General features: G+C 32.2%; 17 protein-coding genes and 2 pseudogenes. 16 read left to right on the forward strand and 3 right to left on the reverse strand.

The window, feature by feature from the left end; genetic code table 11:
- Positions 1–22 precede the first annotated feature (22 nt).
- Positions 23–739 carry a SurA N-terminal domain-containing protein gene (locus TMATH_RS04925; protein ID WP_013150189.1) on the forward strand — a complete coding sequence of 239 codons (717 nt, stop codon included), beginning with the start codon at positions 23–25 and terminating at the stop codon, positions 737–739.
- A gap of 89 nt (positions 740–828) precedes the next feature.
- Here TMATH_RS04925 and TMATH_RS11875 read toward each other — a convergent pair.
- Positions 829–1283, reverse strand: a pseudogene (locus TMATH_RS11875) (transposase); the annotation flags it as partial.
- A 123-nt stretch (positions 1284–1406) separates the two neighbouring features.
- On the opposite strand from TMATH_RS11875, the gene TMATH_RS04935 reads away from it, so the two are divergent.
- The 11 genes and pseudogenes from TMATH_RS04935 (at position 1407) to TMATH_RS12180 (ending at position 9834) form a co-directional block, all read left to right on the forward strand.
- The gene (locus TMATH_RS04935) at positions 1407–1787 is read left to right on the forward strand and encodes an SPASM domain-containing protein (RefSeq protein ID WP_041591640.1); all 381 of its coding nucleotides are present in this window, start codon (positions 1407–1409) and stop codon (positions 1785–1787) included.
- A gap of 23 nt (positions 1788–1810) precedes the next feature.
- Positions 1811–3526, forward strand: a complete 1716-nt coding sequence (locus TMATH_RS04940; protein WP_013150190.1) for an ABC transporter ATP-binding protein — start codon at positions 1811–1813, stop codon at positions 3524–3526.
- A gap of 692 nt (positions 3527–4218) precedes the next feature.
- Complete coding sequence (locus TMATH_RS04945) at positions 4219–5037, forward strand: hypothetical protein (protein WP_041591641.1); 819 nt, start codon at positions 4219–4221, stop codon at positions 5035–5037.
- A 24-nt stretch (positions 5038–5061) separates the two neighbouring features.
- Positions 5062–5331: pseudogene (locus tag TMATH_RS04950) on the forward strand (amidase domain-containing protein); the annotation flags it as partial.
- A gap of 76 nt (positions 5332–5407) precedes the next feature.
- Complete coding sequence (locus TMATH_RS04955; RefSeq protein ID WP_232192623.1) at positions 5408–5683, forward strand: hypothetical protein; 276 nt, start codon at positions 5408–5410, stop codon at positions 5681–5683.
- Positions 5684–5949: 266 nt separating this feature from the next.
- On the forward strand, positions 5950–6936 hold the full coding sequence (locus tag TMATH_RS04960) for an ABC transporter ATP-binding protein (protein WP_013150191.1): 987 nt from the start codon (positions 5950–5952) through the stop codon (positions 6934–6936).
- Positions 6933–7727, forward strand: a complete 795-nt coding sequence (locus TMATH_RS04965) for an ABC transporter permease (RefSeq protein WP_013150192.1) — start codon at positions 6933–6935, stop codon at positions 7725–7727. Before TMATH_RS04960 ends, TMATH_RS04965 begins: the two co-directional genes overlap by 4 nt.
- Positions 7728–7731: 4 nt before the next feature.
- On the forward strand, positions 7732–8496 hold the full coding sequence (locus TMATH_RS04970) for an ABC transporter permease (protein ID WP_041591644.1): 765 nt from the start codon (positions 7732–7734) through the stop codon (positions 8494–8496).
- Positions 8493–8903: a hypothetical protein gene (locus TMATH_RS04975; RefSeq protein ID WP_041591645.1), complete on the forward strand. Its 411-nt coding sequence runs from the start codon at positions 8493–8495 to the stop codon at positions 8901–8903. Before TMATH_RS04970 ends, TMATH_RS04975 begins: the two co-directional genes overlap by 4 nt.
- 77 nt (positions 8904–8980) lie before the next feature.
- Positions 8981–9292: an ATP-binding cassette domain-containing protein gene (locus TMATH_RS12175; RefSeq protein ID WP_049766018.1), complete on the forward strand. Its 312-nt coding sequence runs from the start codon at positions 8981–8983 to the stop codon at positions 9290–9292.
- A gap of 14 nt (positions 9293–9306) precedes the next feature.
- Complete coding sequence (locus TMATH_RS12180) at positions 9307–9834, forward strand: hypothetical protein (protein WP_232192624.1); 528 nt, start codon at positions 9307–9309, stop codon at positions 9832–9834.
- A gap of 300 nt (positions 9835–10134) precedes the next feature.
- On the opposite strand, the gene TMATH_RS12185 is transcribed toward TMATH_RS12180, so the two are convergent.
- Positions 10135–10320 (reverse strand): hypothetical protein, encoded by a 186-nt coding sequence (locus TMATH_RS12185; protein ID WP_232192625.1) that lies wholly within the window; start codon positions 10318–10320, stop codon positions 10135–10137.
- Between the two features lie 14 nt (positions 10321–10334).
- Positions 10335–10514, reverse strand: coding sequence for a hypothetical protein (locus tag TMATH_RS12190; RefSeq protein ID WP_232192626.1), 180 nt, complete (start codon positions 10512–10514; stop codon positions 10335–10337).
- Between the two features lie 301 nt (positions 10515–10815).
- On the opposite strand from TMATH_RS12190, the gene TMATH_RS04995 reads away from it, so the two are divergent.
- From TMATH_RS04995 to TMATH_RS05010, 4 genes are all read left to right on the forward strand, one after another.
- Positions 10816–11502 carry a DUF969 domain-containing protein gene (locus TMATH_RS04995; protein WP_004405083.1) on the forward strand — a complete coding sequence of 229 codons (687 nt, stop codon included), beginning with the start codon at positions 10816–10818 and terminating at the stop codon, positions 11500–11502.
- Between the two features lie 3 nt (positions 11503–11505).
- Positions 11506–12462, forward strand: coding sequence for a DUF979 domain-containing protein (locus TMATH_RS05000; RefSeq protein WP_013150194.1), 957 nt, complete (start codon positions 11506–11508; stop codon positions 12460–12462).
- A gap of 26 nt (positions 12463–12488) precedes the next feature.
- Positions 12489–13097: a pyroglutamyl-peptidase I gene (gene pcp, locus TMATH_RS05005; RefSeq protein WP_013150195.1), complete on the forward strand. Its 609-nt coding sequence runs from the start codon at positions 12489–12491 to the stop codon at positions 13095–13097.
- A 196-nt stretch (positions 13098–13293) separates the two neighbouring features.
- A complete protein-coding gene (locus tag TMATH_RS05010; protein WP_013150196.1) occupies positions 13294–13980 on the forward strand; it encodes a Crp/Fnr family transcriptional regulator in 687 nt (228 codons plus the stop codon).
- The last annotated feature ends 29 nt before the right edge of the window (positions 13981–14009 follow it).

Here is a 14009-nt window from a genome sequence, read left to right on the forward strand (position 1 = left end):
GCTTTTGAGGAGGTGAATTGAAGTGAAAAAAGGAAAAACTTTAATTTTAGTTAGTTTGAGTGTTTTTCTGATATTTGCTTTAGCTATTGTTGCTTTTTCATTTTCAGCAGCAAATCCGCAAGAAAAAGCAAATGAATTACAATTTAATAATGTTGTGAAAAAAGTATCTGCTTTTTTTAAAAACAACAAGGATAAATTGCAGATTGGTGAAGGTGACATAATTGCAGAAGTTAATGGTATACCGATATACAAAAATGAATTTGAATTGAGGAAGGGATTAGCATTAGCCTCTGGAGTGCAAGCAGATAATATAGACGATTATATATTGCAAAAATTGATTAGAGAAAAAGTACAAGAATATCTGGCAAGTAAATACAATATAAAAGTTTCGCAAAATGAGATAAATGCATATATAGAAAAAGAAAAGAAGGAATTTAACGAGTATCCCGAAGCAAAGAAAAAATTAAATGAATTGATTGCTGCAAGTGGAATGACAGAAGTGGAATACTGGAACACCTATGAAAAGTACAATGCAAGAAGGATATTGTTGTTTAACAAATTGTACAATTCTATTATAGAAGAAGGGATAAAGAGAGGAGAACTGAAAAAAGTTGAACAAATGACATCTGATGTGCAAAATGAACACAAAAAATATTTTGATAGTATAGTAGATAAATATGTAAAAACTGCTAAAATATCAATTAGTGACAAATATAAGGCTATGTTTAAAGGTTTTTGATAAATCTATTATGGACCCGACTACATTTATTCAAGTCCCATATTTATTTCTAATTCGCGGGGATCAAATACTCTTAATTTACAATCCTAAAAAGACTTAGGGTTATTTAACTTAGTGTTAGCTTTAATAGGGGTAGAGTCCATGGAAATAAACTCACCAGAGATAATGCCCATATTTTTGAGGATATTGACCTGATTTTGAAAAATAGAGGTCAAATAATCATGAGAGAAGTCATTAATAAAACGGCGGAAAGTCCAATAAGAAGGAAGAGGTTTAAGGATGTTAAAGCCACAAAGATGAGCAATGATAAGATTATTGCGGAGATAATCTAAAAGGTCAGAAATTGTACCGAATCTTAAAGCTTAATGACAATAAAAGCTCTAAACATTGCATGATGAGAATAACCCTTACGTCCATGATTAGAGGAAGGGAATTCAGGTATTGAAGACAGGTCAAGATTTTCAAACATAGAAGAATAGAAATCAATTTTAGACTGAGAGGTAAAGAGTTCAGGTATATTTAAAAGCAATTGAAGCTGATACATGTAGGATTTCCTCCTTCTTAAAAAATATTTTCAAAAGACGATTACATAGCTATTAAAAAAAACGAAGGGGATTATATAGAATTATCAGAATATCTAAAGGATCGAAATTTAATAGAAGAGATTTTGAAACGGCGTCCAACTGTATTTTTTTGTGATATGGGATTTTCAAATTTTACTGTCGATACAAAAGGCGATATATATGCGTGCCATCTTCTTGTAGGAATACAAGAATTTAAAATTGGGAATATATGTGAAAATAGTAAACAGTTAAAGAAGAAAATACTTCAGGAAGGGGAGATGCTATATAAAAAAATAGCTAATAAATTAAGGTACACAGAGTGCCAGAACTGTTATCTTAAATATTATTGCAATGATTGCCTTGCTAGACGATACGTATTAAATGGAGAAATAAAGATATCCTTTGAAAATTGTGAAAATATGAAAAGAGTGATAGAAGATACGCTTCTTGAATACGTAAATAATAACCAATGGCACAGCGAATAGCTTTTAATTAGGAGGTATGAAACTTGGGTAGAGTATTGACGCCTGAAGTCAAAAAATTTTTAAGCTATTCTAAAAGATATAAAAAGTTTTACATTGTAATTTTAATACTTACAATACCTGTGTTAGCTGTTAATGCACTAAGACCAATATTTCTGAGCTATTTGATTGACAATATAATTTTAGCTGGAAAATACAGATTTATAGCTGCATTTATACTGTTATATGCTTTGCTTATCGTTGTTGAAAGAATAATGGTGATAGTTTATAACTATTATTTACTCAAAAGAGCGAACATTGCAACGAATCTTGAGAGAATGACACTTTATAAAAAACTTCAAAAACTGTCTTGTGTTAATTTTTTAAACATAAACACAGGGGACCTATTGGCAAGGTTGTTATCTGATGCATCAGAAAGTGCTACATATTTTGTTATTACAATTCCGGCAATAATAGGTAATTTTTTACATTTAATTGTGGTATTAAGTCTTTTGTTATATTTCAGCTGGGAGCTTTCGTTAATACTATGGTTAATAATACCGTTTTACTACCTGCTGCTCGTTGTCTTCAATAAAAACCTTAAACAAACTGCTGAAAAAGAGCGATTAGCCAATGCAAAAGTGACTGAAAGTTTAAGAGAAAAAGTAGAAGGGATAATCACAATAAAATCTCTCGTAAAGGAAGATTTTTTTGAAAAGCTGTTGTCAAAGGATTTACATGCATGGGTAAAAGAGAAAAATTCCTATGACTTTTTTACAACCACTCTGAGCAGTTGCCTTACGTTTTTAAGCAGTATAGCAACACCATTGGTATTAGGATTGGGTGGCTACTTGGTAATTAAAGGACATATCACTTTAGGCACTTTGATGGGCTTTTACAGCTTTATGGCATGGATTTATGAACCTTTGCAGAATATCAATCAACAATTTGTAAATTTACAAAGGGCAGGAGAGGTTTCAAAGCGCCTTTTTGAAATCTATGATTTGCCGGAAGAAAAAGAGGAAGGAAAAGAATCATTTCCTGAAGATTACATTATAAAATATAAAAATGTGTCATTTTCATATAGAGATGAAGCAGTACTTAAAAATATCAATTTAGAAATACCTCAAAAAAGCTGGATAGCAGTTGTAGGAACGAGTGGTTCAGGGAAAAGTACTCTTGTACGTCTTCTCACCAGATTGTATGAACCTACAGAAGGTGAAATATTGATAAATGAGAAAAATATAAAAGAATACACATTAAAGGATTTAAGAAGAAATATAGCAATAGTAACGCAGAGCGATTATCTTTTTAATATGACCTTAAAAGAAAATATAACTTTAGGTGAGGAATGTACAGAAGAAGAGCTCCAAAAAGTGATAAAAATAGCAAAGATAGATAAATTTCTATCTGTTTTGGAGAAAGGAAGCGATACACTAATAGGTGAAAGAGGGACTAAACTATCTGATGGACAAAAGCAGAGAATAGCGTTAGCAAGAGCTCTACTGCGAAAGCCGAAGGTGCTTATATTAGACGAGGCTACTTCTGGAGTGGATTCCGAAACAGAAGAAGAAATATTTAAAGAATTGGAAAAACTCAATATGACTTTAGTCATAATATCTCACAGACTTTCTACAATAAGAAAAGCAGATAGAATATTGTTACTAGATAAAGGGGAAATAATAGCAGAAGGAAAACATGAGGAATTAATAGAAAATTCAAGTAGATATAAAGACATTATTTTAAGCCAATTGAGTGCTTAAAAGTTTTTGAGGCAACGAAACGTTAGGGATTGCCTGTGCCCACAATTTACCTGTGGGGAATTTTGTTTCTTGATGAAAAATTCTGCTATTCAACCCCGATTCAAATCGGGTTGAATTTAAGTAATTTAATGATATGATGAAAGTGGAAGGAAAATATTAGAGCGGAGAGTGATGGGAGGATGAATAGATCAGATAGTACTTCATTCGATTGTTTTGCCTAGATGAATTAACACAAGCCAGTGAGATGATAAAGGAATGTAGAAAATGTTCTTATTGCTTTTTGAGGCTTGTCATAATCAAAAGTTTAATGCCTTTATCAAGGTGACGGGATTTATTTAATTTAGAGAATCAATGAAAACGGTTTTAGAACATTCATTAAAGTGTTTTCCAAATCTTTCTGTAACAGGTGCTATAAGGTTTTATGACCTTCAAAAATTTTGGGCTTATCTAAGACATCTCTGGAAAGAGGAGGTGAAGATGTTTTTATAGATTTTTCGAAATTTTTTGATGCTGAGCAGATTAATGTAGAGAACATGGTTGAAACTGAGATGATAGAAGTAATTGTAGAACCAAAGTAAAGTTTCTTCCTAGTTGGGTATGGATGCAGTGTAGCATCCCAGCGTGCAGTTAATGTTATTAACTAGTTTGTGTGCAAACCTATATTATAGGGAGAACAAGGAGGGGTGAATAATATGTCAATGGTAAGAAAAAGCTTGGTAAAACATATTGTGTGGCTTCTAGTGGTAGCTATTATTATCTACGGTGTTGGAATTAAAAGTAGTGTTATTAAAGCAGGAGACAATGACCTCAAATATCAGGGGGAAATAGCAAATTTTATTAAACAATGGATTGTAAATAATTGGTCCTATTATTATCACGTAAATAATGTAGATGTTGAAATTATTGATTTAAAAAAGTCAGGAGATAAAATTGAAGGAATTGCTAAAGTATGCGTTGTTAAAGTATTGAAAGCACAAAAAGTTAGTGAATTACCTTATATCAAAGGAATGTTAAAAAAGGTTAATATGTCTGATTATGATGATCAACTTCAAAAAGAGCATAAAATCAATAAAGTAGTAAATGCTAATAGTGGCGTACTTACAAAGGAAAAAGCACAGAGGGTAGTGAAGGTCCTAGATGATAAATACGCAGAACTTAAAGGATATATTGGAGTTCCTGATGAATCGTATATGATATTAAAATTTGAGGCAGAACTTAGAGGAAATAATATTGAAGAGAATAGGACAAAGTTATATGCAGAACAAATGAATACGTTTGTACCGGCAGAAGAATTAATTCCAAAATCCCCTGCAGAATATGAAAATGTAGGATATAAAGAAATGGAGAGTAAATTAATTGAAGAAGGAACTTTTGCAGTAGCAACTTTATATCCTTATTATGATAGACTCAAAGCAAGAGATTATGCGAATACCTGGACTTCAAATGCAACCACTTATTGTCCCCATAATATTGCACTACAGGATATTACTAAATGGAATAATGCTAAATAGCCATACTATGACTGCTTCTGTCATAATGATTGCGCAGATTATGTTTCTCAAGCGCTAAATGCCGGTGGTATACCTATTGATCCGGGTAAATGGGAGAGATTGAAAGATAGCAATAATAATTGGGCATGGACATATGTTCCTGGTTTAAAAAATTATATGCTTAATCAAAAAGGATATTGGAAAATATCAACGTGGGAAAGTGCAGCAGCAGGTGGTGTTATTGTGATCCCAGATTCGCATGTAATGATGATTGTAAAAAACGATACTTACAGTTCCTGCAGAAGTAGATATTGATAGTATAAAACTTAAGCCAATCAACAATATCATAGAGTATCAGAAGAAATATGCTTCAGAAACATTGAAATCAGCCATGCCGGTTAATATAGAAATTTTGGGGAGCTATGAAGATATTTTATTTGTAGGTATTCAAATGGTGAAGCCCACCGAGCCTCCAGAACTCTATGTTTTTGCGCTAAAAGATGGGCAAATGATGGGACTTTTGCGAAGGACAGAGAAAGGGATAGAGCTAATAGACCAAGAAAATAAGGTAGTGGAAACATACGACATACCTAGAAGTAGTAGTTTTGGCGGAGGAAGGTATATCATTTTTCCAAATACAAGTGGGACAGATAGCGTGATGAATTGAGACTTAAAAATTATTCTTCTGCAATTGGAAATTAAAGTTGTAGGGTTGGAGGAGGATTTTATTAATTTTTTAATTTCTGTGTGATAAAAATATTGTATTCTTTGTTTTTTATTTTAATTACAGCCGTTTTTTATGATTGGCCTTTTAATCTTTGATATAGCAGATAAAAAAGCTAAGAGGAAAGGGATTTTGGGAATGTACCAGGATTTTACACTTTATAGCATCCAAAACAATAGTCCGATTGAACTTTTTAAGGGGAGAGGATCATGAATCCACGGATAATTATTAAAAATGTCAGCAAAACTTACAAAGTATACATAAAAGAAAATGGCGTGGTAAATACAGTTAAAAGCTTTTTTAAGCGAAGATACGAGTACATAGAAGCAGTAAAGGGCATTTCTTTTACTGTAAATCAAGGGGAAATACTTGGACTAATTGGTCTTAACGGTGCAGGGAAAACTACTACTATTAAATTAGTATCTGGCATTATTAAAGCAGATGAGGGTATTATAAGAGTGTTGGGAGAAGACACTTTTTTACGAAGCAAAGATTACAGAAGAAAAGTATCATTAATAATGGGACAGAGAGGTCAGTTAGATCCAGACTTAACTATTATTGATTCTGTAAAACTTTTTGCCTCCATTTACTCTATTGACAAAAGAGAAGCAATTTCAAGGGCAAAATCAATGGCAGAAGAATTGGGCTTGTCAGAAATAGACCTGCAAAAACAGGTCAGAACCCTTTCTTTAGGACAGAGGATGAAAGGTGAATTAATATTATCATTCCTTCACCTGCCGGTAGTTATCTTTCTTGATGAGCCTACAATTGGATTAGATTTTATCACCCAAAGGGCAATTAGAAACTACCTAAAAAATTACAAGAGAAAATACAATGCATCAATAATACTTACAAGCCATTACATAACTGATATTGAAGATTTATGTGACAACATCTATATACTCCACAAAGGTCAAGAGCTATATTACGGAACAATTGAGAAACTGAAAAGTATGATTCCCGACATCAGAAAGGTTAGATTTAACGCAAGCAATTGTGCAGTTGAAAGAATCAGCAAATATTATAAAGTAGAAAAAGCAAGCGAAGAACAAGAATATTTCATCAGATTTAGTCCAGAAGAAACGATAAATGTAATGAGAGTTTTGTCAAATGAGGCTGAAATTTCAAATATAAATTTTCACGATGATACTCTCGATATTATCATAGAATCATTGTATAAGGGTGCAGAAAAATGAGGACATTGTATATTTTCATGGGATATTTTGACTACTCAATAAAAAGACTCTTAATGTATAGAATTTACCTTATAGGAGAGCTTTTAAGTTCCCTAATTGTACCAATCCTAATAAACTTCTTTCTCTGGAGGTCTTTAATTGAAGGAAACCCCATAAATTACACTCTGAAAGAAATGATGATTTACATTGTCATTTCTAATGTAATACTTCTATTTACAGAAATTCATGCTGAACATGACATTGAAAAGGATATAAAAACTTACAGATTTGGGCAAAAGCTTTTACTTCCAGTAGATTATCTGACCAGTATTTCATACAGTCACATATCTTCAAGCCTTGCAAGGTTTGCAATTTTATATATGCCAATAATTATTGTGCTCTCAATTTGGGCAAAAATTGAAATCCCAGCAAACCGGCTGTTATACCTACCTTTAGCGTTAATTTTGGGTTTTTTACTCAATGCTTTATTTTCCTTTATAATAGGATTGTTATCTTTTTGGCTGACAGAAATCTGGGGCATAGCTGCCATCAGAAACTTACTGACAGGTCTTCTTTCAGGTGCCATTTTCCCTTTAGACCTTTTGCCTGGCAAAATTGAATCAATTATGCTAATGACTCCCTTCCCTTATATGACGTATATCCCGTCAAAGCTTATATGCGATGCTAATTTTGACATTAAAATAGTAAATAAAGGATTGCTTATTTCACTAGTCTGGGTGTTAATACTTGGTTTCATTGTTTTTTTACTTATGAAAAATGGATTAAAAAAATACACCTCTCATGGGGCGTGAAAACATGTTAATAGAATCTATAAGATTTTCAATTAAAAAAGCAATTCAATATAGAGCAAATTTGGTAAGCTGGTTTTTGGCAGACTTATCTTTATACACTGCGACATTTTTAGGCTATTACCTGCTTACTCAAAAAATTGACGTTTTTGGTGATTATAATAGAGAAGAAATTCTTTTTTATATAACCTGTTTCTTTTTAGTAAACAACCTATATGCAATTTTCTTTGCAGAAGCTGTTTCTAAGTTTGGACAATCAGTTTTAACAGGGTATTTTGATTTTGATTTACTAAAACCACAGCCTCTCATAAAATACATTGTACTAAAAAACCTAAATTTTCCTGCAGCTCTTTCAACCCCCTTGTTAATATTTCTAAATATATGGTGTATGAAAATATGTGAAATTAAATTAACAATAGCTTATATCATTTCAATTTTCAGTGCTTCTATTTTAATGGGACTTTTATTTTTCATAGTATACAGTTTTACTCTTTTTGGTTTAAGGTCCGAAGCAATTTCAGCGATAGTTTTGCAACTTTTAACAATGACGGAAAAACCTGACACGGTTTTCCCGAAAATTGTTCGCAATTTGCTCATATATGCAATTCCCATTTTCTTATTTAGTGCAATTCCTGCAAGGATTGCCCTTGGTAAGAGCAATGTATACGAGAGTATATGGTGTTATTCATCTCCCTTATTATATTATTTGGTTTTAAAAGTTATCCTTTACCAAGGGCTGAAAAAATACCAGTCGACAGGAGGAGAAATATGAACAAAATTCTAGAATATCTAAAATATTATAAAAACAATAATACTCTTTTAACAGGAGGGGGAAAGATATTTGACATTATAACAGAACATTACATTGAAAAAGGAATACAACCCTCGTATCCTTTGTACCTAAGCTTATCTGTTACATCAATGTGTAACGGACAGTGTCTTTTATGTAGTTCTATGTCTAAAAAATTTCGGAGTGGGGAGGTTGATAAAGCTAATCCTTTGCTAAAAAAACGCTTACATGAACTGTTAGAGAATACTCCTCCGGTTATTTTCATTTTGTCGGGTGGAGAGCCATTATTGTTCCCGACTAGGTGCAAGGAGTATTTAGAAATTTTTTATAACGCAAACGTAATAGTTGGACTTTTTTCAAATTTAGCTTTGAATCTAGATCAATATTAATTGAAATAATCTCAAAGGGAGGGTTAGGAAGACCAAGCATCATTAGGGATAACATTGGATACTGCCCTCAAAGTATTTTGTATTTTCCTTCGCTTACTGTTAAAGAAACAATTGAATTTGCTTTGAAATTTAAAGGGGTAAAAAAAGAGGAATTATCTCAAAAAGTTGATAAAATGCTGAAAGAATTAGGGCTTGAAGGGTTTAAAAGCTACGCAGGGTATATGCTATCTTCTGGTTTGATGAGGATGCTATTACTAAACATACCAATTGCGAGAGAAACTCCAATTCTAATACTTGACGAGCCCACAGCTATGGTTGATATAATTTCAAAAACCCAAATTTGGGAGAGAATATACCAATTAAAAATGAAAATAGAAGGGGTATTTTAATTGCAAGTCATGATATGAACGAAATAAAATCCCTTTGCGATAGAGTTTATGTAATGGTGAAAGGCAAAATTATAGCCGAAGGGTCCCCCGAAGAAATTTCAACTTTAATGAAAATGCCTGTAGAAATGACTTTTATTCTTTCGGATGGAGAAAAAGTTGAGTTAATTTTAGAATTTTCACTTCCAGTTAGCTTTACTAAGCACGGGAGCGTATTTGATGTTTCATTTGAGTACTTGAATTATAACTCCACCATGTCTGTGAACATAAAAGAAATAGCTCTTTCACTTGCTCTTACTTATATCATTTTTACACTACCGGTAATAATATCGTCATATATTTCTGTAGTATTTGCCAGTGAAGTAAGTGCAGGCTTTTTAATAGTTGGCATAATACTTTCCCTTGTAGTGATTTTACTTATTGGGACTTTCTTGGGGCTTTTGATTAAAAACGTATTTATAGCACAGGGGATTATGCCTTTGTTGTCATGGGTATTTTTGCTTATTGCTCCTGTGTACTATTCAGTAGAGCATTTAGATCCATAGTAAAAAATTAAAACTCAAACATGAACTTATTTTAAAAGCAACTCAGGGCCTTGATGGCGCTTTTGCAGAACAGTATGTGAATATTGTTAGAAAACTTTGTTATAATAATCTGGAAAGATTTGTAGATGTACTCAGCGCTTTAGAAGATAAACAGGCATTAAGCATCAAAAGTTCTCCTTTCAGATTTTAAAAAGTGCTCCTACCATTTACTTTACAATTAAGGTAACAAAATGTAAAGTTATATAATAAAAAATTAACAAACATTGGTGATAGGTTTTCGGCGGAAAGAAATTTTAATGTTTATATGACTACATTTTTTCTTCCTAATTTATTTTTTACTGCTAATGCGTTTACCCTGTAATTAACACCTGTAATTGCGTATAAGTCTTCATGAATAACAGATAAGTCATTGTAAAATTTCTCTTCAGCAAAATATTTCTCGCATTTTTTAAGAAATCTATAGGCCTCCTCAAATTCTTTATTCAAGTATTTTATATTACCTAATATGAAAGCGAGCTCTTTTTCCCTCTCATGCTGAGTAAAGAAGTATTAATGCTTTCTGAAAGTTCAATAACTTTTTCATACATACCGATATTAAAATAAAGAATCATCTCTTGAATTTCAAACTTGTGATAAAGTTCAGCGACATCTTTGTAACTATTCTTAGCTTTTCCAAGCACTTCAAAAGCTTCTTTAAATTTATCACTGTACCTTAAGGTATTTATATAGTTTAGGTAGCATTTTCCAGCCTCTAAATGATTGCCCTGAAACTCAAATTAACCTACGTGCTTTTTTATTGCTCCAAGTTGCTGTAATAGTTTAAGATAGAAAAATTTATGCAAGTTTTTCATGGCAAATAAGTTTACAGAATTTGCAAATAATTATAACTAAGAGTTTATAAAATTGTAGCTGTGGCAACAGTTTTATTTTATGCATTGTGATACAATTCATAAAAATAAATTCTTTATAAAGGGGGATATTATGATTAAGTTAATTGGTATTTTAATCATTATTATCGGATTTATTTTGAAACTCGATACTTTAGCAGTGGTTTTAATAGCTGGTATTGTAACTGGCATGATGTCAGGAGTACCTTTTCCTAAGATTGTGGAAATTTTAGGAAAAGCTTTTGTGGAAAATAGATATATGTCCATATTTATTATTTCATTGCCTGTAATTGGAATACTTGAAAGGTATGGCCTACGCGAAAGGGCTGCTTATGTAATAGAGAAAATACAAGCAGCTACGGTAGGGAAAGTAACTGCATTATATTTAGTACTCAGGACATTAGCAGCAATGTTTGGCTTAAGGCTAGGTGGACATGTACAGTTTATACGGCCTTTGATACTTCCTATGGCAGAAGGAGCAGCAATAAATAGATATGGGGAAATAAAAAGCGAGGACCACGAAACCATTAAGGGCTTAGAAGCTGCAGTAGAGAATTATGGCAATTTCTTTGGACAGAATGTGTTTGTTGCAGCAGGAGGAGTTTTGTTAATTGTTGGCGTATTAAAAGAATTAAACTATACCGTAGAAGCTTTGGATATTGCAAAAGCGTCAATACCTATTGCGTTAATAATAATGGTGGTTGGTACTTTGCAGTTTTTCTATTATGACAAAAAATTTGACCAAAAGTATAGGGATAAAAACAATAAGAAGGAGGAATAATGGGTGCTTAAGGATGCTTTAACTGAAATACTATACATTATGATGGGTATAGTATCTTTTTACTCAGCATATGCTACACTAAAAGAAAAAAACCATCCTTCAAAAATTCCTACTGCTTTATTTTGGGGAATATTAGGAATAATTTTCGCATTTAGCCGAATAGGCTTATTGTGGGGCAATAAAAGCATTTATATACCTGATATATATATAGGATACATGGTTATTGCATTGACTTTTCTATCTGCATTTCGATTAGTCAAAATTGGAAAATTTGACGAATCAAGCTCAGAATTTAAAGATCAAATGTCACAAAAAATTGGCAATCTGATTTTTATTCCAGCTTTGGCTCTTGGCATAGTTACGTTTATTGTTGCTCAAATATGGACTAAACAACTTGGTTCACTTGTGGCTTTTTGGATATCAACTGTAGTAGCTGCAATTTTAGCATTGGTGATTACAAAAGGGAAAGTTAAAGAAATGGCAGACGATGGTAGAAGATTACTTGAAGTGGTAGGACCAGTAAACATTTTACCACAACTACTTGCTGCTTTAGGAGCTATTTTTACTGCTGCAGGAGTAGGCGATGTGATCGCAAGTGGGATAAAAACAATTATTCCTCAGGGTAATATACTTTTGGGAGTAATTGCATATTGTGTAGGAATGGCTTTATTTACAATGATAATGGGAAATGCTTTTGCTGCTTTTGCAGTTATTACAGCGGGTATTGGAATTCCTTTTGTAATAGCTCAAGGAGGAAATCCGGTGATAGTAGCAGCTTTAGGTATGACAGCAGGATATTGTGGAACTTTAATGACCCCAATGGCAGCGAATTTTAATATTGTTCCTACTGCAATATTGGAAATGGAAGATAAGAAATATGGAGTTATAAAATATCAAGTTCCCGTAGCTATTGTCATGCTTATTGTTCACATAGTGCTAATGTATTTTTGGGCGTTTTAATATTTTTATGAAAGGGTGATGTGTAAATGAAAATACTCGTAACAGCTTTTGATCCTTTTGGAGGGGAAAATATAAACCCTTCATATGAAGTATTAAAAAACTTGAAAGATAATATAGAAAATGCTGAGATAATTAAGATTCAAGTTCCTACTGCTTTTTATCTTTCTGTTGAGAGGGCAATAGAAAAAATAAAGGAAGTTAAGCCGGATGCAGTTCTGAGTATTGGACAGGCTGGCGGGCGATATGATATAAGTGTGGAGAGAGTAGCCATCAATATCGATGATGCTAGAATTCCAGATAATATAGGGCAACAACCAATTGATACCCCGATTGACCCTAAAGGAGCTCCCGCTTATTTTGCGACTATTCCAATAAAAGAGATAGTTGAAGAGATAAGAAAAGAGAATATACCGGCATCAATTTCTAATACAGCAGGTACGTATGTGTGCAATCATCTGATGTATGGAATACTTAATTATGTTCACAAAAACAGCTTAAACATTAAAGCGGGTTTTATTCACATACCTTATTTGCCAGTGCAAGTTTTAAATAAACCTAATACTCCTTCTATGTCTTTGGGGGATATGGTGAAAGCTATAGAAATTGCTATAAAAGTAATTGCGAAAAATAATTGATAAAAGCATGGGGATTTTATTCTCCATGCTTTCTGAATATTATAAAAGTAAAAAGAGAATAATTTATAGAAATAATAGTTTGGAAATAGTATAATTAATTTTAAGGTCGACTTTTTTAAAAATATTGCAAAAATAGTGAAATCGTTGGTGTGGTTTTTATTGTTTTAAACAGGAAAGAAATGGGAGCTGAAAGGGGATGTCTATAGGTTCGGTATATAATGAAATGTTTGATATAAAACGGCAGGAAGAGATGAGGAAGTTTTTCCTTAATATAGCTATACAGGGATATAAAAAGAGTTTTTTGAAAAATGAAACTATAGCAATTAATGATAGCAAAACGTATATTGCCATAATAACGAAAGGGTTGATAAAACAGTTTATTTCAAATAAAAATGGAAAGATAAAAGTTCTTTATTTGTTACAACCAGGGGAAATATTTGGAGAATTTTCCTATTTAGGAGGAGGATTTGATTTAATTGAAGGTCAAGCTATAAAAGATAGTGAAGTATCTATTATTTTCGAAGATAAATTAAGTTCTATTCTGGAAACAAATCCTGATATGTATAAATATATTGCTCATAGCATGAGCAGAAAATTTAGAATTGTTACTATGCAGATGAGCGATTTAATTTTCAAAGATTCAATTGGAAGATTGTGCGATTTTCTAATTAGATTATTTTATCAGCAAGGTAAGAAGATTAAAAAAGGCTACATAATAGATATTCCTTTAACCCATGAGAATATTGCCAATTTAATAGGATGTGATAGAGTAACAGTTACAAAAGGACTAAATAAGTTAAAAAAAGAAGGTTTAATTGAGGTAGATGGAAAAAAGATTATAATAAAAGACCTTTACTACCTTGAAAAGTATATAGATTCATAACATTTAATCGTGAAATAATAAGTTGCGAA

Origin of the sequence: Thermoanaerobacter mathranii subsp. mathranii str. A3 (genome assembly GCF_000092965.1) — a bacterium.
Lineage (GTDB): Bacteria > Bacillota > Thermoanaerobacteria > Thermoanaerobacterales > Thermoanaerobacteraceae > Thermoanaerobacter > Thermoanaerobacter thermocopriae.